The 25,566-nt window shown below is 65.8% G+C and carries 27 protein-coding genes; 11 read left to right on the top strand and 16 right to left on the bottom strand.

Annotated elements, in window-relative coordinates; all coding sequences use genetic code 11:
* Window positions 1-13: 13 nt before the first annotated feature.
* Together ACTHQS_RS06535 and ACTHQS_RS06540 are read right to left on the bottom strand one after the other, a co-directional pair.
* Entirely contained in the window at window positions 14-1,213 is a 1,200-nt protein-coding gene (locus ACTHQS_RS06535; protein WP_440167157.1) for an N-acetylglucosamine-6-phosphate deacetylase, read from the bottom strand.
* Window positions 1,214-1,271: 58 nt separating this feature from the next.
* Window positions 1,272-2,567: an MFS transporter gene (locus tag ACTHQS_RS06540; protein WP_440167158.1), complete on the bottom strand. Its 1,296-nt coding sequence runs from the start codon at window positions 2,565-2,567 to the stop codon at window positions 1,272-1,274.
* Between the two features lie 159 nt (window positions 2,568-2,726).
* Here ACTHQS_RS06540 and ACTHQS_RS06545 point away from each other — a divergent pair, with 159 nt between their 5' ends.
* The gene (locus ACTHQS_RS06545; protein WP_440167160.1) at window positions 2,727-3,578 is read left to right on the top strand and encodes an IclR family transcriptional regulator; all 852 of its coding nucleotides are present in this window, start codon (window positions 2,727-2,729) and stop codon (window positions 3,576-3,578) included.
* 110 nt (window positions 3,579-3,688) lie between these two features.
* Complete coding sequence (locus ACTHQS_RS06550) at window positions 3,689-4,564, top strand: hypothetical protein (RefSeq protein WP_440167162.1); 876 nt, start codon at window positions 3,689-3,691, stop codon at window positions 4,562-4,564.
* Window positions 4,565-4,632: 68 nt separating this feature from the next.
* Here ACTHQS_RS06550 and ACTHQS_RS06555 read toward each other — a convergent pair whose 3' ends face one another.
* The 3 genes from ACTHQS_RS06555 to ACTHQS_RS06565 form a co-directional block, all read right to left on the bottom strand.
* On the bottom strand, window positions 4,633-5,208 hold the full coding sequence (locus tag ACTHQS_RS06555) for an AAA family ATPase (protein ID WP_440167164.1): 576 nt from the start codon (window positions 5,206-5,208) through the stop codon (window positions 4,633-4,635).
* A 169-nt stretch (window positions 5,209-5,377) separates the two neighbouring features.
* Window positions 5,378-6,850 carry an SLC13 family permease gene (locus ACTHQS_RS06560; RefSeq protein WP_440167165.1) on the bottom strand — a complete coding sequence of 491 codons (1,473 nt, stop codon included), beginning with the start codon at window positions 6,848-6,850 and terminating at the stop codon, window positions 5,378-5,380.
* A gap of 10 nt (window positions 6,851-6,860) precedes the next feature.
* Window positions 6,861-7,979 (bottom strand): PrpF domain-containing protein, encoded by a 1,119-nt coding sequence (locus ACTHQS_RS06565; RefSeq protein WP_440167166.1) that lies wholly within the window; start codon window positions 7,977-7,979, stop codon window positions 6,861-6,863.
* Between the two features lie 238 nt (window positions 7,980-8,217).
* Between ACTHQS_RS06565 and ACTHQS_RS06570 the strand changes: the two genes are divergently transcribed.
* The 3 genes from ACTHQS_RS06570 to ACTHQS_RS06580 all read left to right on the top strand — a co-directional run bounded on the left by ACTHQS_RS06570 (window position 8,218) and on the right by ACTHQS_RS06580 (window position 10,444).
* Window positions 8,218-9,156: a LysR substrate-binding domain-containing protein gene (locus tag ACTHQS_RS06570; protein ID WP_440167167.1), complete on the top strand. Its 939-nt coding sequence runs from the start codon at window positions 8,218-8,220 to the stop codon at window positions 9,154-9,156.
* 89 nt (window positions 9,157-9,245) lie between these two features.
* A complete protein-coding gene (locus tag ACTHQS_RS06575; protein ID WP_440167168.1) occupies window positions 9,246-9,509 on the top strand; it encodes a hypothetical protein in 264 nt (87 codons plus the stop codon).
* 2 nt (window positions 9,510-9,511) lie between these two features.
* A complete protein-coding gene (locus ACTHQS_RS06580) occupies window positions 9,512-10,444 on the top strand; it encodes a threonine/serine dehydratase (RefSeq protein ID WP_440167170.1) in 933 nt (310 codons plus the stop codon).
* 47 nt (window positions 10,445-10,491) lie between these two features.
* Here the strand turns inward: ACTHQS_RS06580 and ACTHQS_RS06585 are convergent, their stop codons facing one another.
* A complete protein-coding gene (locus ACTHQS_RS06585; protein ID WP_324643235.1) occupies window positions 10,492-10,845 on the bottom strand; it encodes a hypothetical protein in 354 nt (117 codons plus the stop codon).
* A 155-nt stretch (window positions 10,846-11,000) separates the two neighbouring features.
* On the opposite strand from ACTHQS_RS06585, the gene ACTHQS_RS06590 reads away from it, so the two are divergent.
* Window positions 11,001-11,915 carry a hypothetical protein gene (locus tag ACTHQS_RS06590; RefSeq protein WP_440167171.1) on the top strand — a complete coding sequence of 305 codons (915 nt, stop codon included), beginning with the start codon at window positions 11,001-11,003 and terminating at the stop codon, window positions 11,913-11,915.
* A 57-nt stretch (window positions 11,916-11,972) separates the two neighbouring features.
* On the opposite strand, the gene ACTHQS_RS06595 is transcribed toward ACTHQS_RS06590, so the two are convergent.
* The 3 genes from ACTHQS_RS06595 to hisC form a co-directional block, all read right to left on the bottom strand.
* A complete protein-coding gene (locus ACTHQS_RS06595) occupies window positions 11,973-12,614 on the bottom strand; it encodes an NADPH-dependent F420 reductase (protein WP_440167173.1) in 642 nt (213 codons plus the stop codon).
* An 84-nt stretch (window positions 12,615-12,698) separates the two neighbouring features.
* Entirely contained in the window at window positions 12,699-13,403 is a 705-nt protein-coding gene (locus ACTHQS_RS06600; RefSeq protein WP_440167175.1) for a YitT family protein, read from the bottom strand.
* Window positions 13,400-14,503, bottom strand: a complete 1,104-nt coding sequence (gene hisC / locus ACTHQS_RS06605; protein ID WP_440167176.1) for a histidinol-phosphate transaminase — start codon at window positions 14,501-14,503, stop codon at window positions 13,400-13,402. Before hisC ends, ACTHQS_RS06600 begins: the two co-directional genes overlap by 4 nt.
* Before the next feature lie 83 nt (window positions 14,504-14,586).
* On the opposite strand from hisC, the gene ACTHQS_RS06610 reads away from it, so the two are divergent.
* Entirely contained in the window at window positions 14,587-15,066 is a 480-nt protein-coding gene (locus ACTHQS_RS06610) for an Lrp/AsnC family transcriptional regulator (protein ID WP_440167178.1), read from the top strand.
* An 11-nt stretch (window positions 15,067-15,077) separates the two neighbouring features.
* On the opposite strand, the gene ACTHQS_RS06615 is transcribed toward ACTHQS_RS06610, so the two are convergent.
* Entirely contained in the window at window positions 15,078-15,974 is an 897-nt protein-coding gene (locus ACTHQS_RS06615; protein ID WP_440167419.1) for a LysR family transcriptional regulator, read from the bottom strand.
* Between the two features lie 130 nt (window positions 15,975-16,104).
* Between ACTHQS_RS06615 and ACTHQS_RS06620 the strand changes: the two genes are divergently transcribed.
* Both ACTHQS_RS06620 and ACTHQS_RS06625 read left to right on the top strand, forming a co-directional pair.
* Complete coding sequence (locus ACTHQS_RS06620) at window positions 16,105-17,535, top strand: M20 family metallopeptidase (RefSeq protein ID WP_440167180.1); 1,431 nt, start codon at window positions 16,105-16,107, stop codon at window positions 17,533-17,535.
* Between the two features lie 16 nt (window positions 17,536-17,551).
* Window positions 17,552-18,847, top strand: coding sequence for an MFS transporter (locus tag ACTHQS_RS06625; protein ID WP_440167182.1), 1,296 nt, complete (start codon window positions 17,552-17,554; stop codon window positions 18,845-18,847).
* Between the two features lie 67 nt (window positions 18,848-18,914).
* Here the strand turns inward: ACTHQS_RS06625 and ACTHQS_RS06630 are convergent, their stop codons facing one another.
* From ACTHQS_RS06630 to ACTHQS_RS06640, 3 genes are all read right to left on the bottom strand, one after another.
* Complete coding sequence (locus tag ACTHQS_RS06630; protein ID WP_440167183.1) at window positions 18,915-19,883, bottom strand: SRPBCC family protein; 969 nt, start codon at window positions 19,881-19,883, stop codon at window positions 18,915-18,917.
* Window positions 19,884-20,022: 139 nt separating this feature from the next.
* Window positions 20,023-20,754 (bottom strand): polysaccharide deacetylase family protein, encoded by a 732-nt coding sequence (locus tag ACTHQS_RS06635; RefSeq protein WP_440167185.1) that lies wholly within the window; start codon window positions 20,752-20,754, stop codon window positions 20,023-20,025.
* Window positions 20,755-21,029: 275 nt separating this feature from the next.
* A complete protein-coding gene (locus tag ACTHQS_RS06640; protein WP_440167186.1) occupies window positions 21,030-21,182 on the bottom strand; it encodes a hypothetical protein in 153 nt (50 codons plus the stop codon).
* Between the two features lie 233 nt (window positions 21,183-21,415).
* Here ACTHQS_RS06640 and ACTHQS_RS06645 point away from each other — a divergent pair, with 233 nt between their 5' ends.
* The gene (locus ACTHQS_RS06645) at window positions 21,416-22,027 is read left to right on the top strand and encodes an NADPH-dependent FMN reductase (protein ID WP_440167188.1); all 612 of its coding nucleotides are present in this window, start codon (window positions 21,416-21,418) and stop codon (window positions 22,025-22,027) included.
* Window positions 22,028-22,129: 102 nt separating this feature from the next.
* Here ACTHQS_RS06645 and ACTHQS_RS06650 read toward each other — a convergent pair whose 3' ends face one another.
* Complete coding sequence (locus ACTHQS_RS06650; RefSeq protein ID WP_440167190.1) at window positions 22,130-22,606, bottom strand: sensor histidine kinase; 477 nt, start codon at window positions 22,604-22,606, stop codon at window positions 22,130-22,132.
* Between the two features lie 215 nt (window positions 22,607-22,821).
* Here ACTHQS_RS06650 and ACTHQS_RS06655 point away from each other — a divergent pair, with 215 nt between their 5' ends.
* On the top strand, window positions 22,822-23,574 hold the full coding sequence (locus tag ACTHQS_RS06655; protein WP_440167192.1) for a ZIP family metal transporter: 753 nt from the start codon (window positions 22,822-22,824) through the stop codon (window positions 23,572-23,574).
* Here the strand turns inward: ACTHQS_RS06655 and ACTHQS_RS06660 are convergent.
* Both ACTHQS_RS06660 and ACTHQS_RS06665 read right to left on the bottom strand, forming a co-directional pair.
* Window positions 23,552-24,280 carry an ABC transporter ATP-binding protein gene (locus ACTHQS_RS06660; protein WP_440167193.1) on the bottom strand — a complete coding sequence of 243 codons (729 nt, stop codon included), beginning with the start codon at window positions 24,278-24,280 and terminating at the stop codon, window positions 23,552-23,554. The two genes, ACTHQS_RS06655 and ACTHQS_RS06660, sit on opposite strands and share 23 nt — an antisense overlap.
* Window positions 24,281-24,311: 31 nt before the next feature.
* The gene (locus tag ACTHQS_RS06665) at window positions 24,312-25,415 is read right to left on the bottom strand and encodes an ABC transporter permease (RefSeq protein ID WP_440167195.1); all 1,104 of its coding nucleotides are present in this window, start codon (window positions 25,413-25,415) and stop codon (window positions 24,312-24,314) included.
* Window positions 25,416-25,566 lie beyond the last annotated feature (151 nt).

The following is a 25,566-nucleotide window of genomic DNA, read 5'->3' on the forward strand; positions in this document are numbered from 1 at the left end:
CAAGCGGGAGCGGTTAGCCCGAAGGGGTTACCCACATGCCTTTCCGCAGCACACGGGACAGCTTCAGATCCTGGTCAAGCACCACGACGTCCGCCGGCATCCCGGGACGCAGGTCCCCGGCCTGCGCCGAGAGCCCCAGCACGGACGCGGGAACAGCCGACGCCGAGGTTACGGCGTCGCGCAGGGAAACACCCGCTGCGACAGTAGCCCGGACAACCTCCAGCAGCGTGCAGGTTCCACCCGCAATGGCACCAGTGGCGTCCATCCGCGCCACGCCTTCGTCCACCGTGACGGAAAGGGAGCCCAGCCGATATTGGCCGTCGTCCAAGCCCGTTGCAGCTATCGAGTCGGTGACGAGGGCGATATTGTCCGCACCAACGAGATCAAAGACCAGCTTCACAGTTTCAGGCGCCACGTGCACGCCGTCGGCTATCAGCTCCACCACCGCCTCTCCCGCCCGTGCCGCGCTGAGGCTGGCCGCGACTGGTCCCGGAGAGCGATGGTGCAGTGGAGGCATGGCGTTGAACAGGTGGGTGACCGTCGGCCGGCGCGGTCCCGGGGGATTCCCGGCAGCGGCCAAACCGCCCGCTGCGCGCTTAAGGAAAGCCGCCGCCGTCGGATGATCCGCAGCCGTGTGTCCCAAGGACGGGATGATGCCGCGCGCCGCGAGAAGATCCACAAGTTCGAACGCTCCGGGGAGCTCGGCTGCCAGGGTCATGGAGACGAGCGACTCCCCGGCAGCACCAAGAAATCCGGACAGCAGACCCGGATCGGGATCCAACAGCAGTGCAATGTTATGGGCACCGCACTGCTCCGTCGAGAGGAACGGACCTTCGAGATGCGAACCGGCAATAAGCTCCTCACCCGCCAGCCTCCGAAGAACTTCAAGGTTGCGGACGAGGTGGCCGGGCTGCCCCGTGACGACGCTGGCCAGAAGCGTAGTGGTGCCGCGGCTGTGAAGGTAGCGGGCGGCATGGCGGGCACCGTCAGGGCTGCCTTCCGAGAAGTCAGCACCGTGTGCGCCATGGCAGTGCAGGTCGACCAGGCCGGGCAGGAGAAACCCCGGGGCCTCAGCCTGATCCGGAAGAACCCCGGAAAATTCCGACGCCGGCCCAGCGAAGGTGACTACACCGCCGTCGACCGCTACAACACCGCCCGGCACATCCAGGGTCGCCGACAAAATGTGCCCGCGGAGGATGAGCTCACTGTTCACGGTCCACTCGCCTCCCGCCACGGATTATTCCACAGGGGATGAACGCAAAGCCCGGATGTCAGCCCACCAGTTCGGAGCCGGCGGGCACGGCCTGGCGAGCGGCCTTGGCGCGCAGGGCAAGCATCAGCGCGGCACCCAGCAGCGCGGGCGCCGCAAACGCCATGGCAGCCACCGGAACCCCGCCGCCAAAGCCCACCAGCATTGCGCCGTAAGCAGGTCCGGCGATGGCCCCTAGCCGTCCCACGGCCAGAGCCCAGCCCAGACCCGTGGCGCGGGTAGCCGAAGGGTAGAACTGCGCGATGTAGTCGTTGATCATGTTCTGCGTCCCTAGACCGCCGAAGCCCGCTACGGCGGCTAGCAGCGTCATGAGCACTGCCGGCGGGTTGCCGGACATCAGCAGCAGGGCGGCTGCCGCGCTGACGAAGCCCACGATGACCAGGGGACGCGGCCCGAACTTCTGGCTGGCGAAGGACGCCAGGACCGTCCCCACGACGGCCCCCATGGAGTAGGCGAGCAGGAAGGACACCGAGGATCCCACCCCAAAACCAGCCGTGCGCATGATCTGCGGCAGCCAGGTGCTCACGCCGAAGATGGTCAGCAGGCTCAGCACGGTGATGGCCCACAGCAGGAGAGTGGTCCGGGCCGTTCCTGCGGCGAAGAGGGCCCGCGTCGGGGATACGCGCGCGGTCGACGACGGCGCCTCTGCCGTTCTAGCAAGGCCATACGCTGCTTCGAGGGCATCCGCCTCAGCAGCGCGGAGACGTATGCGGAGGAACGAGGGTGACTCGGGCAGCATGAACCACGCCAGTGGAACCAGCAGGAGGCCTGCCGCGCCGATGGCGTAGACCGGCCGGAAGCCGGCGGATTCCAGCAGCGAGAGCGAACTTAGCGATGCCGCCACAGTTCCTACGGCTGGGCCCGTCAGCACCGCGCCCAGCACCAGGGACTTCCTTCCGGGCGGGGCGAACTCGTTGGTGAGGGCCACCGCCGTCGGAAGCAAACCGCCCACGCCGAAGCAGGCAACGAAGCGGAATGCCGCAAACATCTCCCAGCTCGGTGCCGCCGAGCACGCCAGCATGGCCACCGAAAAGAGGCCCAGTGCACCCACGAAGATGCGGCGACGACCGAACCGGTCCGTCAGGGTGCCGACAATGAGGGAACCGAGCAACATCCCAACCAGTGCAATGGAACCCACGGCGCCTGCCGCCGCTGGTGTCACGTTGAACGGGGGGTGTCCGATCAGTCCAGGCAGGGTGGCTCCGTAGACGTAGAGGTCATAACCATCAGCGAGCAGGCCAAGCCAGCACAGTACGAAGATGACGGACAGGGATTTTCGGGGGGCATTGGAGTTCATCGTTGATTCCAATCGGTAAGGACGCCAGGCAATTTCTGGCGGGTCGACCTTCAGACTGCCGGTAGGCACAGGCATCAGGAATCGTGCTTTTCACTGAGTGAAACCATGCTTTGTGTTACAGCCCACAAAAGCCAGGCTGGAGGAAGAAGGAACCAGACGTTGGGAGGCGACTTGGCGGGAGCAGGAGGTGCTGCCGGGGGACATTCGGACCTCCCGGGCCAACCGGTGGTGGTACGCGCTCTCAGACTGCTGGGCCAGTTCAGCGAACAGCGCCGCGCCTTGAATCTGTCGGAACTGGCCCGCCTGTCAGGGCTGGCCCCCGCAACGGCACTCCGGCTAGTGAGGCATTTGACGGAGTGGGGTGCACTGGAACGTATGGAGGACGGCCGGTACGTTGTAGGAGTACGCCTGTGGGAGATCGCCTCGCTTTCGCCCCGCGGCCATGGGGTGCGGCAGATTGCCCTGCCTTACCTTGAGGACCTGTATGAAGTTACCCGGCACCACGTACTGCTCTCTGTGCGGGAAGGGAAAGAAGCGGTCCTGATCGATAGGCTTTCGTCCCGTACCGCAACTGAGGTGGCCTACCGCGTAGGTGGCCGCATGCCGTTGCGGACCACCGCCGTCGGGCAGGTGCTTCTGGCATACTCGGCCACTGAACTGCAGCATGAGTTGCTGGCCGAGCTCGACGATCCAGGGTCAGGGTCAGGCTGTATTGCGGGCGCTGGGCTACGTGCTGTCCTGGCAAACGTCAAGCACTCGGGGGTCGCGGTGGTGCGCAGGAACAACCCTTCCCGCACCGTCTCCGTCGCCGCCCCCATCCACGGAGCCGACGGCGGCGTGGTGGCTGCGCTGTCCATCGTGGTTCCGGACGAAGCTACACCGGCGCATGAGCTGGTGCCATTGGTCAGGGCCGCGGCGCGCGCCATCTCGCGGAACCTCGGGCACCAAGCCAAGGCCAGCGGTGCGTGGCGGCCAGCGCAGCAGCAGGAGCCTCGGCGCCAGTTCGGGTGATTGCCCCCAGGCGCCAGGCAAACTTCCCTCGCGCCGTTATTTCACTCGTCTCATGGGAACCTCTAGAGTGAAAGTACTAAGCATGCTGCCTATTTTGGAGGGTGAACCTGATGCGAAAAGTTTCTGCGCTTGGAGTTGTCGCTGCGGCGATGCTGGCCTTGGCCGGCTGCTCGGGAGGGGGCGGCGGTACTGCCAGCCCGTCCGGTTCCGCGACGGCCTCCGCTTCCGCCAGCCAGACGGCGGAGGCCAAGGTGTATTCGGAGGACCAACTCCGCGACCTCATCTCTGGCATGAAGGACGCCGACGGCAACGAGCTCAAGCTGTACTCCAAGGAGCAGGTTGACCAGGGCGGAAATATCGCCAACCTGCTCATGAGCACGGCAACTGTCGACCCCAAGGACTGCAAGGACATTGCCACCGCCGGCCTGCTGGACAAGGTGGAAAACGGTGACGTAGCCGTGGCGCTTTCCGAGGGCAACCAGCCGCGCAGCCTGTCTGCCCAGTCCGGCAGTGACGGCCCTGACGCCGTAAAGACCCTGACCGACATCAGCGGCAAGATGGACCAGTGCGCCAAGTTCTCGGTCTCCGCCCTGGGGCAGAAGTACGACGTGTCCAGCGAGGAACTGAACGCCGATACCGACGCGGATAAGACGTTCGCCACCATCAGCACCCGCAGCGGTGACAACCAGCAGAAGCTGATGCAGGTGTCCGCTGCACAGGGCCGCCTGCTGGTGGTTGCCACCAAGAGCGGCACCGACCTGGGCGACCAGGACCAGAAGGAACTTGAGGGCCTGATCAACGACGTGTTGAAGAAGGCCGAGGGCGGGGGAGCAACGTCCAGCGCCACCTCCACCAGCTCGTCCGGCTCGGGAGGCATGTCCTCGCCGAGCAGCTCGGCTTCGCCTACTCCCTCGTCTACCTCTTCGGCGACCATGTCATCGGGCAGCGGCGCCTCGTCGTCGGCCTCGCCGACCGCCTCTCGGTAGCCTGCAGCCACTGAAAGAGGGCGGGCCGGGACTGCACAGTCCCGGCCCGCTTTCTCTGTGGCCAGCCGTCAATCCGTCCGTGCTGAGGCCAGCCGGGAGTTCATCTCAGCCGCAACCTCAGCAGCCGGGGCGCACGCGTCTATCCGTAAAAAACCCGCGTACTCCGGCAGTTCCCGGTACCCCTTGTGGAAAGCGGCCAGATCCTCGAGGTTCTCTGAATCCGTTCCCCTGGCAATGATGCGACGGTGCGCTTCCGCGGGGTCCAGGTCCAGGTGGATGATGGCGTCCGGTTGCGGCAACCGGTCCATCAGCCAGGGGAGGAAGCGGCCGCGGGGCAGTCCTTTTGCATGCCGCAGTGCCAGCTGGCAGTGCAGGTGACGGTCCATGACCACCAGACCGTCGAACCGGCTGGCACGCAGGTGCGAGACCAGCACGTTGACCACCCGGAGGAGGGTTTCAACGGCGTCTGCCACCCTGTCGGGCAGCCGCACTCCCAAGCTGGCAGCCGCCAGGGACATGACCCGCCGGCCCGCGTGGTTGCTCACCACCACGGCCCGTCCGCCCCGGGCACGTACCGACGCAACCAAGGCGCGGGCCGCCGTCGACTTTCCCGATCCATCAATGCCCGTCAGCACAATAATCATCCGGCCTCCTCCCGCCGCTCCGTTTAACGCCGGGGGCGGGCGCAATGTCCCGGATGGGACGGGACTCACAGCCCGCAAACAGGATGCGGGCGTGCGGGAAGGAAGGCCAACAGCAAAGCGGCCCGCCAGCACATGCTGACGGGCCGGCCGCTTGAAGTACTGCCCAGGATTACATGATGCCGGTGGGAACCAGCAGTGCCCAGGCCAGGGCCGGGGCCACCAGGACCACGCCGCCTGCGTAGAACATCAGCTGCTTGTAGACCCGCTGCCGGTCGTCCTCGCGGGCGTTGGCCACCACCAGGGCGCCGTCGGTGGAGAAGGGGGAGACGTCGACGACGGTGGCTGCGATGGCCAGGGCGGCAACAGTTCCGGAGGCGCTGAGCGAGCTCGTGGCCAGGAGGGGGCCGGCCAGCGGGATGAACGCTGTGAGCAGGGCCGTGGAGGAAGCGAAGGCCGAACCGACGCCGATCACGTAGCAGAGGACCAGGGCGATCAGCAGCGGGGCGCCCAGGGCCAGGGCCTGCTCGGCGAGGGTGTCGATGACGCCCACGTGCTCCAGCAGGGAGACGTAGGTGATCATGCCCGCCACCAGGAGGACGGTGGACCAGGAAATCCCGCCGATGAAGGTCTTGTGCTCCTTAATGTTGATGAACGCAAGCAGCAGTCCGGCCGAGAGGGCCACGAAGCCGATGGGCAGGTGGAAGCCGAGGGTGGCCACCAGCATCACGGCGATCAGGACCAGGGTCAGGATCTGCTGGCCGTGCGGGCGTCCGGTGGCGGAGGTATCGATGTCCACGTGCTGGCCCGCAGCGCCGTCGCGCAGCTTGCCGATCAGGCCGAACAGGACGATGGTGAGCACCGAGAGGATGAGGTTCAGGGCGAAGCTGGCAACGAACAGGCCGCCCTGGGAAATGGGGAATTCGTTCTTCAGGGCGATGTCATGCACCAGCACGCCGGCAACGGACAGCGGGGAGAATCCACCGGCATGGGCCCCGTTGATGATGAATGCGCCCATGACCACGGGGTGGATCCGGGATTCGTAGGCGAATCCGATGGCTGCGGGAGCGAGCAGTGCGATGGCAGCAGGCGAGAACGTGCCCAGTGAGGTCAGTGCGGCGGCGATCAGGAAGAACACCCACGGCAGCAGCAGGGTCTTTCCGCGGACCATCCGTACGCAGCCCTTGACGATGATGTCGATGGTGCCGTTCCGCTGCGCCATGCTGAAGAAGTAGGTGACGCCGATGATGGTGAGGACGATGCTGGCCGGGAAGTCCGCCAGGATCTGCTTGTCCGACATCCCCAGCATGAAATAGCCAACGCCGAATGAGGCCACCAGCCCCATCACACCGATGTTCAGCGGCCATTTGGTGGCCACGACGAACATCACCACGAGGATCACCAGCGGGATGATCTGGACAGCGGTCATGGCAGGCTCCGGGTTCGTGGCGGCCGCCTGGTTGAACATGCCCCCGAACACGAGGGCGAGCACTCCCAGGATGGCCACGCCGGCCACCGTCCACAGCAGGATACGACGCCGGGACGAAGTGCGCGCGCGGCGCTCCTTCGGCGTTTCCTGTGCGGGTGCTTCGCTGCGCTGCGCATCTTTGGTCAGTGAATCTTGGGTCAGGACAGTCTTGGCCATGGTGGTCTCCTCAGAGGGTAGCGCCCGCGAGGGAGGCAGCGGCGGCGCTGCCGGAAACCTCGGGGAGATGGATGATGGTGGTAGCGAGGGTGCGGGCCGTGCGGTCGACGCCGACCAGCAGGCTTCCGTCGTGTTCCTCGCTCCACGTCTCGATGACGCCGGCAGGGGTGCGCAGGCGCAGGGTGGCGCCCGCGGAGCCGCCGGTGATGGCGTGAAGGACAGTTCCCGGCGTCCGGGCGGCCAGGGTGAGGGCGATGCTTCCGGTGATGGCCAGCGCGGGGTGCGGCTGGCCCATCGAAAGCATCATGACGTTCAGGTCGCACCCGGGCTCCGTGGCAGTGGAACGTCCGACGACGGCGAGCTTGGGAATGGCGCGGGCCGCACCGGCAGTGGTGGCCGCCAGTCCCATCCGCACCGCCGCCTGCCGGCGGATCTGCTCCAGGACGCCGAGCTGTTGCTCAACGCCGGTCTGCCAGCTCTCGTAGCGGGCCAGGTCCAGGCCCAGTTCAGCGGCCTGCACCATCACCACGGGCGCTCCGGCATCCACCATCGAGACGGTCCAGCGGGTTCCGCCGGCCGTGACTACGTCCGTTGCCGCGCCGGTGGGCAGCAGTGCCCCGGTGGTTTTCCCGGCCGGGTCCAGGAAGCCCAGCCCCACTTGGTAGCCCGGGAACGGTACGCCCGGCATGTGCGCCGCAGGGACCTCCGGGAGCTCCCCGGACGGAGTGGCTACCCGCTGGACGATGACCTGTCCGGTGTTGGTGTTTCGGGTAACCACGCGGGTCACGTCGCCCTGGGGAAGGACCCAACCTTTCTCGATGGCATACAGGCCCACCACAGCCGAGCAGTTTCCGCAGTTGCTGCCCCAGTCCACGATGGCTTCTTCAATGCCTACCTGGGCGAAGGTGAACTCGATGTCCACCCCGTCCCCAGCGGGGCGGTGCAGGATTACTGCCTTGCTGGTGGTGGAGGTTGCACCGCCCACGCCGTCGATCTGCCGTGAATCCGGGCTTCCGAACAACCGCGGCAGCAGTACATCCAAGCCGGCGCCGCCTTCCTGGAGGTGCTCGGCTTCAAACACCCAGCACTTGCTGGTGCCGCCGCGCATCCATTCCGCTTCAAACCTCATTGTTCCCACATCTCCTTGTGCCTGTTTTCCGTTTCGGCGCCTGAATCGAGAATGAGCCGGATCACAGATGAAGACAATGTTCAATAGTCGTAGAGGTATGTAGCATTGCTTCAATCACTGGTGTCAGTGGGATGGAGAAGCCGTGCGTCGTTCATCGGATAGCGGAAAAGTCCCCCGGAAAGCGGGACCGGAGGACGCCCCTTCAGGCCTTGAACCGAAAACAGAGAAGGATTAAGAGATGCTTCACGGTGAAGACGACTTTTTATTCGACGTCCGTCGGCTCTCCTTGCTGTTGGAGGTGGTGGAGCAGGGATCCATCACGGCCGCGGCCGAGCTCAAGATGTACAGTCCGTCGGCTGTGTCCCAACAGCTCCGAAAGTTGGAGCAGGAAGTAGGGCAGCCGCTGCTGAACCGCCGTTCCCGCGGCGTGGTCCCTACAGAAGCAGGCCAAATGCTGGCGGGCCACGCCAGGAAAATTGTCAGGCAGATGCAGGCGGCCCAATCCGACCTGAACCAACTCGCAGGGCTCAACAGGGGATCGCTGACGGTGGGGACGTTTCCCACGCTGGCAGGGTCTTTCCTGCCCATCGTCATCCGGGCCTTCAAGAAGCGCTATCCGGCCATCGGGCTGTCGCTGCGCAGTGCCCGCTTCGACGAACTCGTGGGGGACCTTGAATCGGGGGTTACCGGCCTGTGCCTCCTCTGGGACTACCCTTGGAATCCCTTCCATGACGATGCCATTCGGGTGACTGAGGTGTTCCGGGAAAGCACTGTGGTCCTGGTGGCCCGGGGCCACCGGCTGGCCGACAGGGAACAGGTCAGCATGGAGGACCTGCGCAATGAATCGTGGATCGTACGTGCGGAGGCGCATCCTGTCGTGGAGGTGCTGCAGCGGTCCGCCCACGACGCTGGCTTCGAACCCGCCATCGCCTTCCAGGCCAACGACTACCAGGAGGCGCAGGCCATGGTCAGTGTGGGCATGGGGGTGGCAATGGTCCCCAAGACTGCTGTGGCGCTCCAGCATCCCGATGTGCGGGTACTGAGCCTGGGTGAGGCCGCCCCGCTTCGCCGCGTCTTGCTGGCGCAGCGCCAGGACAAGGTCTACGCCCCGGCGGAAGTGGCCTTCCACTCCACGCTGCTGGAAATCGCCAGGGAACGGGCCTCCGACTACCTCTAGACCGTAGGCTGGAGGCGGGCAGGGTTTCCCCGGCCGAACACGTCGGTTCCGTAACAGGAACAGGCAATTCCCAGGTGAAAGGCAGGACCATGACCGTTTCCAGCGACGATCCCCAGAACACCGCAGACCTCCGCGGTCCGGGCGACCCGGACGAGGCCAGGCAGGAAGTCACAAAGGCGCCCCAGTCCGGCCAGCACCCGGAGCAGCCCGGCGCGGCGAATATCCGGGAAGAACAGCAGGCCCACGCTGCCGGCACCGTCCCGGCGTCGTACGTCGGAGGCGAAGAAGCAGCCCGGGAGCACAAACCGGAAGAAGCGCTGACGGAGCCGGGCAGCTGGGACGACGAAGTCTAAGGATGATCAGCCACACCGACATCGACCAGGCGGCACGCCGGACGGCTGGCCTTCTCCGCAGGACGCCTGTAATGCAGGCGGACTCCGGGGCATCCAACGCCCAGGTTTGGTTCAAGTGCGAGTTCATGCAGCACACTGGCACGTTCAAGGCCCGCGGCGCCCTCAACCGGATCCTGGCCAGCAAGGAGCGCGGGGAGCTGCGCGCCGACGTGGGCATCGTGGTGGCCTCCGGCGGAAATGCGGGCCTGGCCAATGCCTATGCCGCGAAGCAGCTGGGAGTGCCGGCCACTGTCTTCGTTCCTGAAACCGCGCCGGCCGTCAAGGTGGCCAAGCTGAAGGCGATCGGCGCCACGGTGGTCCAAGGCGGTGCGGAGTACGCGGCCGCCTACCAGGCTGCCGTGGCTTGCGCAGAGGAAACCGGCGCTGTCTACTGCCACGCGTATGACCAGCCCGAGATCGCCGCCGGCGCCGGAACGGTTGGCTCGGAGCTGCTGGAACAGGTGCCGGACGTCGACACCATCCTGGTGGCGGTGGGTGGCGGCGGGCTGATGGCGGGAGTAGCTGCCGCCGTCGAAGGATCAGCGAAAGTGGTGGCCGTGGAACCCGGGACCGCGCCAACCCTGCACGCTGCCCTGGCAGCGGGTGAGCCGGTGGATGTGGCGGTATCCGGGGTGGCAGCTGATTCCCTGGGTGCCCGCCGCGCAGGCGACATCGGCTTCTCTGTCGCGGTCCGCCGCGGCGTCGTCAGCGTCCTGGTAGCGGACGCGGACATCATCCAAGCACGTTCCGCGCTGTGGAACGACTACCGGATCGTGGTGGAGCACGGCGCCGCAGCCGCCTACGCGGCGCTGATGTCCGGTGCATATGTGCCGGCGGAGGATGAACGCGTGGCCGTCATCCTGTGCGGTGCCAACACCGACCCGGCCACGCTGTGACGACGAAGCCCGGGCGCCGAACAGGACGCCCGGGCTGGATCAACCGGCTATTGGCCGCCGGCCTGGCCACAGAACTTGCTGTACGTGCTGCCGGCTTCCTGGTAGCCCGACTGCAGATCAGCCAGCTTGTCCTTGTCCGGGTTCTCCTTGGCCTGTTCGTCCGTGTACGCCAGGATCGACGCGAGGGCGGGCTTGAGGTCGTCCGAGGCGACGGCGTGGATGGGGCGGATCTGGTTTGCGAGGTTGTTCATGCCCGTCTTGCCGGCGTTGTTGGCGGGGTTCGACACAACGGCCTGGATCCGCTCGCAGGTCTCAGCGGTGGTCAGTTGGTGTGTGGCGGTGCAGGCCGTAGCGGAAGCAACGAGGCCGGCGGCAAACAGGGCTGTGGCGAATTTCTTCATGGGTCCCTCGGTAGTGGTCAGAGGCTTCGATTGTAAGCAGATTGGGTAGCCCGATGCCTTCGCGCGACCTCCGGCTTCGCTTAAAATGGCAGCACCAATCGTGCGGAGCCTCCGCAGATGGGCCCCGCGCGCATCAACCAGACTAAGGAACCAGCATGCGCCGAACAGTACGCCGCCCTGCCGCCGCGGGACTTGTCGCCCTGCTTTCACTGCTCCTCCCCACAGCCCTTCCGGCGTCGGCCGCGCCCCCTTCAGGGGAGATAGTGCTCGACGGCGCCACCTCCGCCGAGGGCATTGCGGCCGGGGAGGGCAACACTTTCTATGCAGGGGAACTCACCACCGGCGATATTTTCCGCGGCGATATCCGTAGCAGGACCGCCACCCGCTTCATTGACGCACCGGCAGGACGCGCGGCAGCGGGGATGAAGGTCGACACCTGTCATGACCTGCTGTTCGTCGCGGGCGCCGACACAGGGAAGGCATTCGTCTACAACACCGACACCGGGGCACAGGTTGCCGATGTTGACCTGGCCAAGGGATTCATCAACGACGTCACCCTGACCAGCGAGGGCGCGTGGTTTACCAACTCAGCCGCGGCGGAACTTTATTTCCTGCCGGTGGGAGGGGACGGCGAACTGGGCACGGTGAAGACCCTGAAACTGAGTGGCCCGGCAGCGGACCTCACGCCCGGCTTCAATCTCAACGGCATCGCCTCAGCCCGGGATGGCGACGTGCTGATCGTGGCGCACACGGCCGACAGCGCGCTGTACACCGTTGACCCTGGAACAGGCGAAAGCGCAGCCATCGAGGGCATCAGCGTCCCGTTCGTTGACGGAATCCTGGTGCAAGGCGACAACGTCTGGGCGGTCCAGAACCAACTGAACCAGATAGCACGCATCGACCTGTCCGACGACCTGCGGTCCGGCGGGATAAGGCACACCCTTAAGAGCGACGCGTTCAACGTTCCCACCACCGTGGCCTTGTTCGAAGACACGCTCGCCGCCGTCAACGCCCAGTTCAACCAGCCGCCCAGCCCGTTCGAAGTGGTGCTTCTTCCCGCTTGGAAGTAGAGCCAAAGGCGCAACTGGCCGGCAGTGGAAACTGCCAGCCAGTTGGGGCACGGCGGTTCAGATGGTGCGCGGCGCCTTGGCCAGGTTGTCCTTCAGCTGGGCCGCGGTCTGCCGCTTCACGTACGCCGGGCGGTCCCGCTCCACGCGCCAGCTCTCGGAGAGCGGGCCCACGTTGACGGTGTCGAATCCGAACTCGTCGTAGAGGCGGGTCACCAGTTCGGCAGCTTCAGGGTAGTCGCTGGCGGTGGCCAGGGCCCGCCTGTCTTCACTGCCGGCGGGCGACCCGTCAGTGGTGATGTCCTTGGCCATGATGTGGTTGAAGCCCTTGGCCACCTTTGACTGCGGCAGGTGCTCCTGCAGCAGTCCGGAGGTGGTGGCCTCGCCGTTGTCCAGGGCGGGGATTCTGCCGTCCCGCTCCCAGTAGTAGTTGTTCGTGTCAATCACAACCTTGCCGGCCAACGGCTCAACCGGGACGTCTTTGTAGCTTTTCAGGGGCACGGTCACCACGGCGAACTCCCCCGCGGCTGCCGCTTCAGCTGAAGTGGCCGCCCGGGCCTTCGGGCCAAGCTCAGCCACCAGGTCCTGGAGGGTCGCCGGCCCGCGGGAGTTGCTGATGACCACGTCGTAGCCCAGGTCCACGGCCTTCCGCGCAACCTGGCTGCCAATATGTCCTGCACCGATGATTCCGATTGTTGTCATAGTGGCGGCAACACCCGCCCCTGCACAGATATTTCAGCCGGTTCCGGGGAATAAAAGCGCTGGTCCGCGCCTACTTTCCGGTGCCTATCTTCCCAGGTACCGCCCGGGCCGGTGGTTCAGCGCGAGGATAAGGTTAAGCAAGGTGGCTCCGGCAGCGGACAGCAGCACCAACAACGGCGAAACCAGGACCAGCGATGCCAGGACGATGGCCACGTCCAGCACCATCTGCACATACCCGGCGCGCCAGTTCAGCTTCTCCTGCAGGAGCAGGGCCAGGATGTTGAAGCCGCCCAGGCTTGACTGGTGCCGGAAGAGGATCAGGAGTCCGACGCCGGCGAGCAGGTTTCCGCCCATCACCCCGTACACCGGGTCAAGGTGGAGGGACCCCAGGGCGGCAGGGTGCAGGCTGGCCATCACGGACACCAGGGTGATCGCGGCGCCTGTCCTGAGGGCGAAGTTCCAGCCTTTCTTCCAAACCGCCAGCGCGAAGAACGGCAGGTTCACGGCGAAGAAGATGACACCGAACGGAAGCGCCACCGAGTAGCTGAGCAGGAGCGCCAGGCCCGCCGTGCCGCCGGTAACGGCCCCGCTCGACTTGAGCAGGAACAGCCCCAGCGACGCCGCAAAGGTGCCGGTCAAAATGCCCAGGACATCCTCCACCACGGAATGGCGGACGGCCGACGGCGGCAGGGAACGTCCCGCCGTCGGCTCTTCCGGGTGCGTGCCCGGGGCAGCAGTGGACGCGGCAGCAGCCGTGGCTGCGGCGGTAGCTTCTGTGGGGGTGCTCACTGGGCCGCGAACTTTCCGCGGTCCGCCAGGACCGCAAGTACGCGGTCATTGGTGGCGGCATCGGCCAGGGTGATCCGGACGCCGTCGGCAGCGTAGCCGCGGGCCAGGATGTCAGCTTGGGTCAACGCCTCAAGGAGTTGCACGCGCAGCCCGTCGGAAGCCCGCAGCCAGTAGAAGTTGGCCTGGCTGTCCGGGACGTCCCAGCCATAGCTGCGAAGGGCCGCGGTCACGCGGGTCCGCTCCTGCGCCACCTCCTCGGTGCGCTCAAGGATCTCCTCCTCCGCAGCAAGCGAGGCCACCGCGGCCGCCTGCGCCATCCTGTTGACGCCAAAAGGAACGGCCGTGCGCCGAAGGCCTTCGGCGATTTCAGGCCGGGCGATGGCATAGCCGATCCGCAGCCCCGCCAGTCCGTAGGCCTTGGAGAAGGTCCGCAGGATGCAGAGGTTGGGGTAGCGGCGGTAGAAGTCCAGCGAGTCGATGCCGGGGCCGCGCTGGAACTCGACGTACGCCTCGTCCAGCACCACCAGCACCCGCGGGGGAACGGACTGGAGGAACTCCTCCAGCGCCTCGGGGCTGATGGATACGCCGGTGGGGTTGTTTGGCGAGCACAGGATCACCAGCCGGGTCCGGTCGGTGACGGCGGCGGCCATGGCGGTGAGATCGTGGTGCTCGTCGTCCAGCAGCGGCACGGGGACCGAAACGGCGCCGGCCACCGCCACCAGGATGGGGTAGGCCTCGAAGGACCGCCAGGCATACACCACTTCGTCGCCGTGCCCGCAGACGGCCGAAATGATCTGCTGCAGCACCCCGGAGCTTCCTGGTCCGGCCGCGACCTCATCAGCGCTGACGCCAAAGTGCGCGGCAATCGCTTCGCGCGCCTCCATCGCGCCCATGCTCGGGTACCGGTGGATTCTTCCCGCCTCTGCGGCAATCGCCTCGACGACGGACGGCAGGGGAGGAAAGTGGCTTTCATTCGAGGCAAGGGCAGCGGTCAGGCCCGACTGGGCGCTCTTGCCGGCCACGTAAGCGGGAAGCTGGGCGACGGCGGCGCGGACCTCGGGTGCCGCGGCTTCGGGAAGGGTGCTGGTCATGGACAGCATGGTGCGGGACTTCAGGACGTTTGCGCAACACGGCCGGATTGCACAGGACAGATCCAGCGGTTCATGTCTTTGGAAGTGGCAAAATGCTCACTGTGCACCTCATTGATGCCCTTGACGCAGAGATCCTCCTCACACTGGACCGGGACCCGCAGGCTACTGTCCTGTCCCTCTCGCGGACGCTGGGCGTGGCCCGCAATACCGTGCATGCCCGGCTCCGCCGGCTGGCCAACGACGGCAGCCTGGCACCCTTCAGCCAGCGGGTGCGGACTGAGGCGCTGGGCCTGCCGCTCATCGCCTTCATCTCGATTTCCATCAGCCAGTCCTCCAGCGACCTGGCCGTGGCGGCCCTGCAGACTATTCCGGAGATCATCGAGATGCATGCCACCACCGGCGATGCCGACCTTATGGCCAAGGTGGCCGCGAGGGACCCGGCCGACCTGCACCGCATCACCAATGCGATGCTCGCGATCGACGGCGTCGTCCGTACCAGCACCGCCATGTCCCTGGTGGAAGTGATGCCCACCCGCACCGTGCCGCTGCTGCAGGCAGCAGCCCACAAGTAGCCGGGATTGGTTCAGGCGAACAACTCCAAGGCGTCGATGAGGGCGTCCACGAAGGCGGTGAGGATGGCCGGCTGGGTCCGGCCGGTCATGGTCTGGATCTGGCCCTGCCGCTGCCGAAGCACTGGGTGATCAACGGGAACGGCCACCAGGTCCTCCCGGTCCCGGCGGTCCAGTGACAGCCCACTGACCAGGGAAACCCCGGTCCCGGAGCGGGCGAACTGGATCACCGGGTTGATGTGGTCGCTTTGCAGGGTGATCGACGGTGTGAGGCCTTCGATCTGCAGGGCGAGGTCCAGGAGTTCCCGCTGGCTGGATCCCGGGGCGGTGATGGCCAGCTTGTAGCGGCACAGGTCCTGGAGGGTGGCGCGGGGGTGGGCCGCCAGGGGGTGGCCGGGGGCAACCAAGGCAAACGCGACGGGGGTGGGCATGGAGTGCTCCACCGTTACCCTCGACTGGGGTCCCAGGGAGAAAACCGCCGCAACATCCGCCTCGCCCTCTGCAACCCGCCTGGTGCCCTCAGAGGAGGAGACCACGTCAAGGTGGAATTCCACGTCGTCGTGCTGCCTGCTGAAGGATGCGATGGCTGATGGAACCCAGACACGGGCAAATCCTTCGGCGCATGCCACCCGCAGCGTTCGGGTCTTTCGCTGCACGGACACCAGGAGCTCTTCGCGCACGGCTGCCCCTTCCGCCTCCGCCCGGCGGACATAGGCGAGCAGGAGCCGGCCGGCCTCGGTCAGTTCCACTCCCCGCGCGTGCCGGTTGAACAGCGGTGTGCCCAGCGACGACTCCAGCCTGTTGATTTGCCGGCTGATGGCGGAGGCGGAGACGTGGAGTTTTCCAGCCGCATCGGTGAGGGTGCCCTCCTGCGCAACCGCATGGAAGTACAGCAGCGCCGGGGTGAGCATGTTCAAAGGGCGGCCCGTCTTCCTACTGGTTTGCATAAAAGTCAAAGCTCGTCGACAAAATGATACTGGTCGTTTTCGCTCCCCGGCCTTAATTTTGAACTCACGTTCCACGATCAAAGGGTGACCATCCATGCAGCAGCGCGAGCAACTAGCGGTGACAGCGGGGGGGTACGTTGACTCCGGCAGCTTCCAGTCCGACCTGGAAAGGATTGTCTCGTACCCGTCGGAGAGTTCGACGCCGGAAGGCCGGGTTGCACTGAAGTCATACCTTGATGAGGTCATTGAGCCTGCCTTCGCCTCCCTTGGCTGCTCCGTTGAGCGTTTCGATTCCTGGCGCGGCGGCAACAACTCGTTCCTGCTGGCGACGCGGCAGGAAGGCCCCGGCCTGCCAACAGTTCTCTGTTACGGCCATGCGGATGTGGTGGATGGCCAGGCTGCGGCATGGACCAACGGCAGGAGCCCTTGGCTGCTCAGCGATGAGGGGGACCGTTGGTATGCCCGGGGGTCGGCGGATAACAAAGGCCAGCACTGGATCAACATCGTGGCGTTGCGGCTGCTCCTTGAGCAGCGCGGGAGGCTGGGCTTCAACCTGGTGTTCCTCCTCGAAGGAGCAGAGGAGATTGGTTCGCCTGACCTCGCTGATTTCGCGCGTGAGTATCGGGATGCCCTGCGGGCCGACGTGTTCGTTGGATCGGACGGCCCGCGCCTGGCGGCCGACAGCCCCACCGTCTTCCTGGGGGCCCGCGGCGGTGTGACCTTCAATCTCACGGCAGACCTGCGCAGCAGCTCCTACCACTCGGGAAACTGGGGCGGCCTCCTGAGGAACCCTGCCACTACGGTGGCAGCTGCGGTGGCTTCCCTGGTGGACGGGCACGGCGTCATCCGGCTTCCGGAATTGCTGCCTGCGGGGATCCCGGACTCGGTTGCCGCAGCCTTGGAACTCATCGATGTGGTTCCCAACCCCGGTGACCCCGAGTCCGACCCCACCTGGGGAGATTCTGCCCTTGGCCCGGCTGAGCGGTTGTACGCCTGGAACACCCTGGAAGTCTTGGCGCTTGGAGCCGGCAACCCGGCCAAGCCCGTCAATGCCATACCGGGCTCAGCCAGCGCCAGCCTGCAGCTGAGGTTCGTCCCGGGAACGGACACAGCAAACCTGGAGTCCGCCGTCCGGCGCCACCTCGATGCTGCCGGATTCGGCATGGTTGACATCACGGTGGGCCATTCCTTCCCTGCCAGCCGGCTCGATCCCGGCAGCCCCTGGGTTTCCTGGGCCCTGGCCTCGCTCGCCAAGACCACCGGGCGGGCACCTGTGCTGTTGCCCAATATTGGCGGATCGCTGCCCAGCTTTGTCTTCGCCGAAGTCCTTGGCCTGCCAACGCTGTGGGTTCCGCATTCCCATCCCGGCTGCCAGCAGCACGCCCCGGACGAGCATCTCCTCAAGGCGGTGGCCCGCGAGGGCCTGCAGGTTGCCGCCGGCCTCTTCTTCGACCTTGGCACCGCCGCCACCCCTGCCGGCAGCGGCAGTCCTCAAACTTCCGTACCGGCCAGCCCAGCTTCCTGAACCCCTTGGAGTCCCCATGACTATCCCGCAGCAAAAGAACCAGACCGGTTCCGTGAAGACGGAAGGCACTCAGTCCGCCACCAGGGGAATCGTCGCCGCAACCATCGGCAACGCGCTGGAATGGTTCGACGTGGCCATCTATGCACTCCTGGCCATCTATATTGGCCGGAATTTCTTCCCGAGCCACGATCCCGGCGTCGAACTTATCCAGGCCTTTGCCGTGTTTGGGGTCTCCTACCTGATCCGGCCCCTCGGGGGGTTGGTGTTGGGCTCCTTCGCTGACCGGCACGGCATGAAGAAGGGCCTTACGGTCACCATCCGGCTCATGGTCTTGGGGACGGCGCTCCTGGCCTTTATGCCGGGCTACGGAACCATCGGCATCCTTGCCCCGATCGGGATCGTCGTGGCCCGCCTCATCCAGGGCTTTTCCGCCGGCGGCGAGTTCGGCGCCGCCACCGCCTACCTCATCGCGCAGAACGGCAAGCGAAAAGGATTCCTGGGCAGCTTCCAGTTCGCCAGCCAGGGCCTTGGCAGCCTGCTGGCCGCAATCCTGGTGGCTGTCCTCACTACGGTTCTTTCTGACGCCCAAATGACTGAATGGGGTTGGCGCATTCCGTTCCTGTTTGGGCTGCTGGTGGGTCCCGCCGGCTTCCTGATCCGCAGGGAAATGAAGGAGTTGCCCCTACCCGAAAAGACGGAGGACGACAAACATTCGCCCGTCAGGGAGGTGTTTGCCACGCAGAAAGTGGGGATGCTGATCGCAGGCGGCGCCCTGGCCGTCTCCACCGCCCTGAACTTCATCCTGCAGTACATGCCCACCTTCGCCATCAAGCAACTCGGGCTCGAGCCGGGCATTTCCTTCACGTCGCTGATCATCACCGGCGTCATCCTGACCTTCGGAACGCCCGTGGTGGGGCACCTCTCGGACAAGTTTGGCCGGCTGGCAATCATGGTGCCCACCGTTGTGGTGCTGCTGCTCGCCGTCGTCCCCTTGTTCCTGTGGGTGATCAGCGCCCGGTCCTTCCTGGTGCTGGCCCTGGTCATGGCGGTCCTTGGCTTGCTCAAGGCCGCATACTTTGGCGCGCTGCCGTCCGTCATGTCCGACGCCTTCAGCCCGCGAACCCGGGCCACGGGCCTCTCCTTCAGCTACAACACCGCAGTGGTGGCCTTCGGCGGGTTCACGCCCATGATCGCCGCCTATCTGGTCCAGCAGACAGGGCAGGCCGTCGCCCCGGGATACTACCTGGCGGTCATTGCGGTCATCAGCCTCGCCGCCCTGGCTGCGGGAGTGAAACTGCGCGGAATCCGGTAACCCCCACGCGGAAGCGCCGCCCGCCTTGGGGGAAGGCGGGCGGCGCTTGCTTGTGAGTCAGTGCGGGTCAGTGGCCGCCGAGGTTGCCGCCGACGGGCGGCAGGCCGCCCTCGGTGCCGCGGTCGTCCGCGCGCCGTTCCCCGGCGCTCAGGTTCTCGCCTTCAAGCGTCTCATCGGACTCACCGGTGGTGTCCACCAGTCCGTTGGTCTGGTCGAAGGCGTGCCCGATCCTGTCATTGCCCAGGTCGGCGACGGAACCGGAAGAACCTGCCGCCGCCGTCGTGCCTGCTGCCGTGGTACCGGAGATGCCCGTCCCCGCGTCTGCAGCGCCCGTGGTGGCGCCGGTAGTGAGGGGCTCTGCGGGAACGACCGGCTCGGCCGGGACCACGGGAGTGGTCTCTGTGACCGTCACGTCAGGTGTTTCTGTTCTGTCCTTGTTGCCACTGGCTGCCATCGCCGCTGCTGCGCCCGCGGCCGCCGCAATGCCTACTCCCGCGGCTACCTTGCCGGAAACCCCGGCTTTGCCGGAGTCGCCGCGGGAGGCGCCCGCGTGTTCAACCCCGGGGGTGCCAACGGCGGAGCCGGCGTTGACGGATCCGCGCCAGGCGCCGCTGGCATAGCCTTCGTCTTCGATGAATTCCTTGAACTTCTGAAGGTCAGATTCCGCCTGCCGGTCAACGACGTTCAGTTTGTCGCCGACCTTCTCAATGAGGCCTTCGGGCTCGTACTCGAGGGTCAGCCGGAGGGACGTCTGGCCGCCTCCAACGTCCTCGAAGTCCACGGCGCCGGCGTTCGTTGCGCCTTCGGTGGCGGCCCAGGCAACTCGCCGGTCGGGGACCTGTTCCAGGATCTTGGCTTCCCACTGCCTGCGGACGCCGCCGATCTCGGCCACCCATTCCAGCCTGTCGTCACTGAGCTGCGTGACGCTCTTGACGCCGCCCATGAAGTGCGGGAACTCCTCGAACTGGGTCCACTGGTTGTATGCGGTGCTCACCGGTACGTTCACCAGAATGCGTTTTTCCACCTTCGTGCTCATAACGTCTCCTTCGCTTTGTTACCGGGGACTGACAATCAGGGAAAAAATCATCAGCATGCTTACCAACATACCTATTAGCTGCTTCGGATTCCAGAGCGGTCCGGGACAAAAAGGTGAAACCGCCGAAAGGCGGGCTTACTCAGGGCGCCACCACAACGCCGTAGGAGCCCTCGTTGAGCGCGCTGGGTGTGGCAGACGGCGCCACCACGCCGAAGTCGTAACCCTTGGCCCGGATGGCGTCGATGGTCTTGGACAGGTAGTTCCATTGGGAGGCGGGGCAGGACAGGACATCGTTGCCATCGTGGAGCAGAATGATTGCACCCGGGGCAACCTCATCCAGCACGTACTTCTGGACTCCAGCCGCACCCGGGCACTCGTAGTCGCCGGGTTCGCCGACCTCCCAGTGCCACTGGATTCCGCCGCTCATGCCAATTCTCCTAAGGTAGTTCAGCGAGTAGGAGCTGCTGTTGCCGAACGGGAAGCGCATCAGCACGGGTGTGGTGCCGGTGATCGAGCTGATCGCAGTATTGGTGCGGTCAACTTCCTGCTTCTGGTTCGCCTGTGTCAGGTCGGGGAAGTTGGCGTGGCTCCAGGAGTGGTTGCCGATCACATGTCCCTCGGCTTTGATCCGCCGGACGAGGTCAGGGTACTGCTGGGCATGGGAGCCCTGGAGGAAGAACGTGGCCTTGACGCCCTTCTCCTTGAGAACGTCGAGGACAAAGGCGGTGCGCTCGGCGGAAGGCCCGTCATCGAAGGTCAGGCCGATCAGTGGTTTGTCGGCGGCTTGGGCTGACGCGGCAGGTCCCCCGGCGACCAGAGCCAGAATCAAGCTCAGGGCAGCCATGGCCATGACCGCAATTTTGCTCTTCATGGTGCTCTTTCCCTTCCCAAGGCTGCTTTCAACCTTGTTTAGGTGAGCACCCTATGGCTGCCTTAAAGGGGGTGTAAACAGGTGCCATGCGTCGACTGGGTAACTTCTCACGGCCTAAAAAAACCGTTATCCCGGCGTTACCTGACCTTTGCCTGCAAAGGAGAAGGGGCGGCTGTCGCCACACTGAATCCCATGGTCAGCTGGCGGCCGGGCCTGTCATAACCCTCCCAGTGCGGGCAGCAAGGTCACGGTCCTGCAACTGCCGCCGGAAGGGCTTATTTTTCGGAGGCGTCGCCGTCGTCGTCCGCTCCTTCCGCAGGGTCCTGGGAGTGCATGCGCAGGTCCTGCGGGTCCGCGTCGGGGTCCCCTTCGGCGGGCGACTGGTTGTGGACCCGGTCGTCGTCGTCCTTGGCCTGATTCTTAGTCATGGCTGCTCCTGTCAGCTGTTGAGCCGGGATGGCTTGTTTGCGGCACCACTCATTCAGCGCCCCGCACCCCCGCCTGTCAAGCACCATCCACACCCTCTGGCCGCAGCTGTCCTTGTGTGCTGGACTGATGACGCAGTGAGCACCAACCGCCGTTCTCCGCCCTGTACCGCGACGGCACCATTTCCGGCCACACTCAGCCAGCCGGCAGGACCGGCTGTTGGAAAGGATCACTCATGGCGACATACAAGATCGGATATTTCGTGGGCAGCCTGGCAAGCGGCTCCATCAACCGGGTCCTGGCCAAGGCTTTGATCAAACTCGCTCCGGATGCGCTGGAATTCACCGAGATCCCCATCAAGGACCTCCCGCTGTACAGCTACGACTACGATGCAGACTTCCCACCGGAAGGCCGGGCCCTAAAGGAAGCCATCGAGGCCGCCGACGGGATCCTCTTTGTGTCCCCCGAATACAACCGCTCCATCCCGGGCGCCCTGAAGAACGCGATCGACTGGGGTTCCCGCCCCTGGGGAACCAACTCCTTTGCCCGCAAGCCCACCGGCATTATCGGCGCCTCCCCGGGCAGCATTGGTACTGCTGTGATGCAGTCCTCCATGCGCAGTGTCCTGAGCTTCCTTGACGCGCCGCAGCTGAACGCGCCGGAGGCCTATGTCACCTACAAGGCGGATGTTTTTGGTGCCGACGGCGAGGTCAAGGATGAGTCCACCGCCAAGTTCCTGCGCCACTACATGGACGAGTATGCAGCTTTCGTGGCAAGGGTCCTGGCCGCAAACGCACCGGGCCACATCGGAGACCTGGAACCGGACGCCGCCAAGCTCTCCCGTTAGTTCCGTTTCCCACCAGGCATACGGGTGCCCGCCGTCCCAGCAACGGCGGGCACCCGAGTAAATGGGCAGGCGTATTTGGCGCCTGCAAGGCCGGGCTTAGGGTCAGTCCAGCGGCAGCGTCACCGTCACGCTGGTACCCATCCCGGGGGAGGCGCTGATGTCCACCGCACCACCGGCTTCCTGAACGGCGACCGCCATGAGCCGCAGCCCATAGCCATGGTGACGCCCGCATGTGGCGAGATCGCTGTCGAAGCCCGTGCCGTCGTCGGCAACTACCAGGCGGATGCCGTGGTCAACGGCTGCCAGCTGGATAGTGAGCGTGTGCGCCGCCGAGTACTTGAACGCGTTGCTGAGCGCCTCACGGGCGGACTGGTACAGGAGGGACGCGGAATCCGCCGGGATCTCGATGCCCCAGTGCGGAGTATCCCAATGGACCGCGGTCCCGCGCTGCCGCAGGGGTGCCGTCAGCCGGTCGATGCACCCTGCCAGCCCCAGCGTGTGGAAATCCAGCGGCTGCTGGTCTGTGAGCACGCCTCCCACGGTTGTAACGTCGGTGTCCAACGCTGTTCTGCTTCCCATGACTTCCTGCTCCCCGCAAGATGATTTGGTTTGATAACTCCAGCGTGGACCCGCAATGTCCGCAGAGGGCAAGGTTTGCCTCAAGATCCCATCAATTTTGCGCGGCGCTTGGCGAACGGTGCGCGTGACACATCGGGGATGGCAGATTGACAGCCTGAACGACCCGTGTGACCGGGCCCCCGTTTCATTTCTGCGCAGCTGGGGACGGAACACCTATGCCCACTTGGTTGATGTCACTTGTATGGGGCACCGGTGCCGGTGCCGCCTTGGTCCTGGGAGCAGCTGTGTCCTGGCGGTGGTCCATACCGTCCAAGGTGGTGTCCACCATCATGTCCTTCGGCGCGGGCGTGCTCATCTCGGCCCTTGCCTTTGAGCTGGTGGACGAGGCCGTCAAGGGCGGTGGCCTGTGGCCCACGGTGGCAGGCTTCCTGGCAGGCGCTGTGGTTTACGTGGGCGCCAACATGCTCCTGGCCAAGGCCGGGGCCAAGCACCGCAAACGGTCCGGGGACCAGCAGCCCTCAGAGAAGGACGATCCCGGCAGCGGCACGGCCATCGCTGTGGGTGCACTGCTGGACGGGGTTCCCGAATCCGTGGTCCTGGGTGTCGGCCTCCTGGCCGGCGGTGCAGTGAGTCCCGCCATGCTGGCCGCCGTCTTCATCTCCAACGTACCGGAGGGGCTGTCCGGAACCGCCGGCATGAAGAAAGCCGGCCGGAGCAGGGGCTACGTGTTCGGGCTCTGGGGCGGCATCGCGATCCTGAGCGGCGTGGCCGCGCTGCTGGGATACGTGGCGTTGGAAGGTGCACCGGATGAGCTGGTGGCGTTCATTACGTCCGTGGCGGCCGGCGGCATCCTGGCCATGCTGGCGGACACCATGATCCCGGAGGCCTTCGAAGAGCACCACAACCTCACCGGGCTGACGGCATCCGTGGGGTTCCTGACTGCGTTTACTGTGCACCATCTGGGGTGAGCTGCAGGCCAGGGGCAGCCACCACGGGTGCGGTGAGCCGGCCGTCCCGCATGGTGGCCACCACGTCCGTCAGGGGCACGAACTCGGTGTCATGCGTGACCATTACCGTGGCGACACCGAACTCCGTGGTCACCTGACGCAGGAGCCGGACCACTGATTCGCTGCGTTCGTGGTCCAGCGCCGCCGTCGGCTCATCCACCAGCAGTACCTTGGGACTGCCCATGAGCGCCCGGGCGATATTCACGCGCTGGCGCTGTCCGCCGGAGAGCTGGTGCGGCAGCTTGCCCGCGGCCGCGGCGAGTCCGACGACGTCCAGCAGTTCGGCTGCCTTGACCGGGGCCGCTTTGGCGTTCCCGCCACGCAGGTGGTCGCTGATGACGAGCTGCTCGACGGCGGTGAGCGACGGCAGCAGGTTGGGCTGCTGGAAGATGATGCCCACTTTCTGGCGCCGCAGTGCCGTGAGCTCCTTGCCCTTGAGGCCCGCCGTATCGGTGCCGTCAATGATGACCTGGCCGCGGGTGGGGCGGACCAGGGTGGCTGCGGTGGCCAGGAGGCTGGATTTTCCGGAGCCCGAGGGCCCCACGAGCGAGACCAGCTGGCCTGCCTGGGCGGTGAGGTTGACTCGGTCCAGGGCGGTGGTGGTCCCGCCGCCGTCCGGGTACTCGAGGGTGACGTTGATAAGGGACAGGGGAGCGGATGTGGTCATGGTTGGTTCCTTTCGGGGAGGGAAAGAGGGTTTAGTTGCCGCCGAGTGCCAGGAGCGCATCAACCTTGGTGACGCGGCGGACAGCCAGCGCGGCACCGGCCAGGCCCAGGGCTACGATCCCGACGACTGGAAGCACTGTGGTGCCCAGGCTCAGCTGGAAGGGGGCCGCCTGGGAAGCGAATGCTCCGCCGGCAACGCCCACGGCTCCGCCAACTCCAGCACCGGCCAGCAGCACGATGGCGGCCTGGGTCATGGCGTCCCGCAGGATGTAGGAACTGGGTGCGCCCATGGCCTTGAGAACGGCGATGTCCCGGGTGCGCTGGATGGTCCAGACGGTCAGGAAGGCCACGATCACCAGCGCCGAGATTCCGTAGAGGAACGCCTGCATCAAGGTCAGGGATCCGTTCTCGCTCTTGAAGGAACCCAGGGCCTGGAAGGATCCGGTGCGGGATTCGCTCACGGTTCCTGCAGCGGTGTTCGCCTCCGCCTCATCCACCGTGGCCCCGTCCATGTAGGTGACGGCCACGACGGTAGCCAGCTGGCCGCCGTCGGACACGTGCGCAGCTTTGGCCCAGGCGGGCAGCGCGGTCCATACCACGCTGGTGTGGGCGTACCACTGGTCCGGCACCACGGCCGCGACCGAAAGTTCCACGCCGCCCAAGGACACCTTGTCGCCCTGGCCCACCGACAGTGCCTCCGCCACCGAGTGGCCCACCGCGGCCGTACCGGCGGAGACCTCCACGGGCGGCAGCGGACTCCCCGGGGAGACGCCGCAGACTGCCACATTGGCTGTGCCCGACCCGTCAGCCGTCTGCGCCCGCGTCTGGGTGATGCCCAGCGGCTCGGCAGTCTGGACGCCCGGCTGGTCCTTCCAGTTGTCCACCTGGGCGGCGGTCACCGAGCTTTCGGTGTAGGACGCCTTGGGGGAACCGGTGCCGGGGGCGCCGAAGGCGATGGTGTCGACCGGACTCGCGGCGCCGGCCCCGAGCCTGGCGATGGCGGACGTGGATTGCTCGGCGAGGCCCGCGGTCAGGCCGGACAGCATGACCAGCAGCAGGGTGATCAGGGCCACGACGCCGCCCATCATGGCGAACCGGCCTTTGGCGAAGCGGATGTCGCGGATTGCCAGGAACACGTTGTTTCTTCTCTCAGCAGGGGTGGATTGTTCTGTCCTTCCACTCTCGCGGCCGCAGCCTCCACGGACATCGCGGGGATGGTTGATCCGCAGGGATGGAATGGTTGAGCCCTGAGTCAACCTTTCGGTTGATCCCCTCCCCGCAGTCCGC

This window comes from Arthrobacter sp. SAFR-044, assembly GCF_051965175.1.
Taxonomy (GTDB): Bacteria; Actinomycetota; Actinomycetes; order Actinomycetales; family Micrococcaceae; genus Arthrobacter.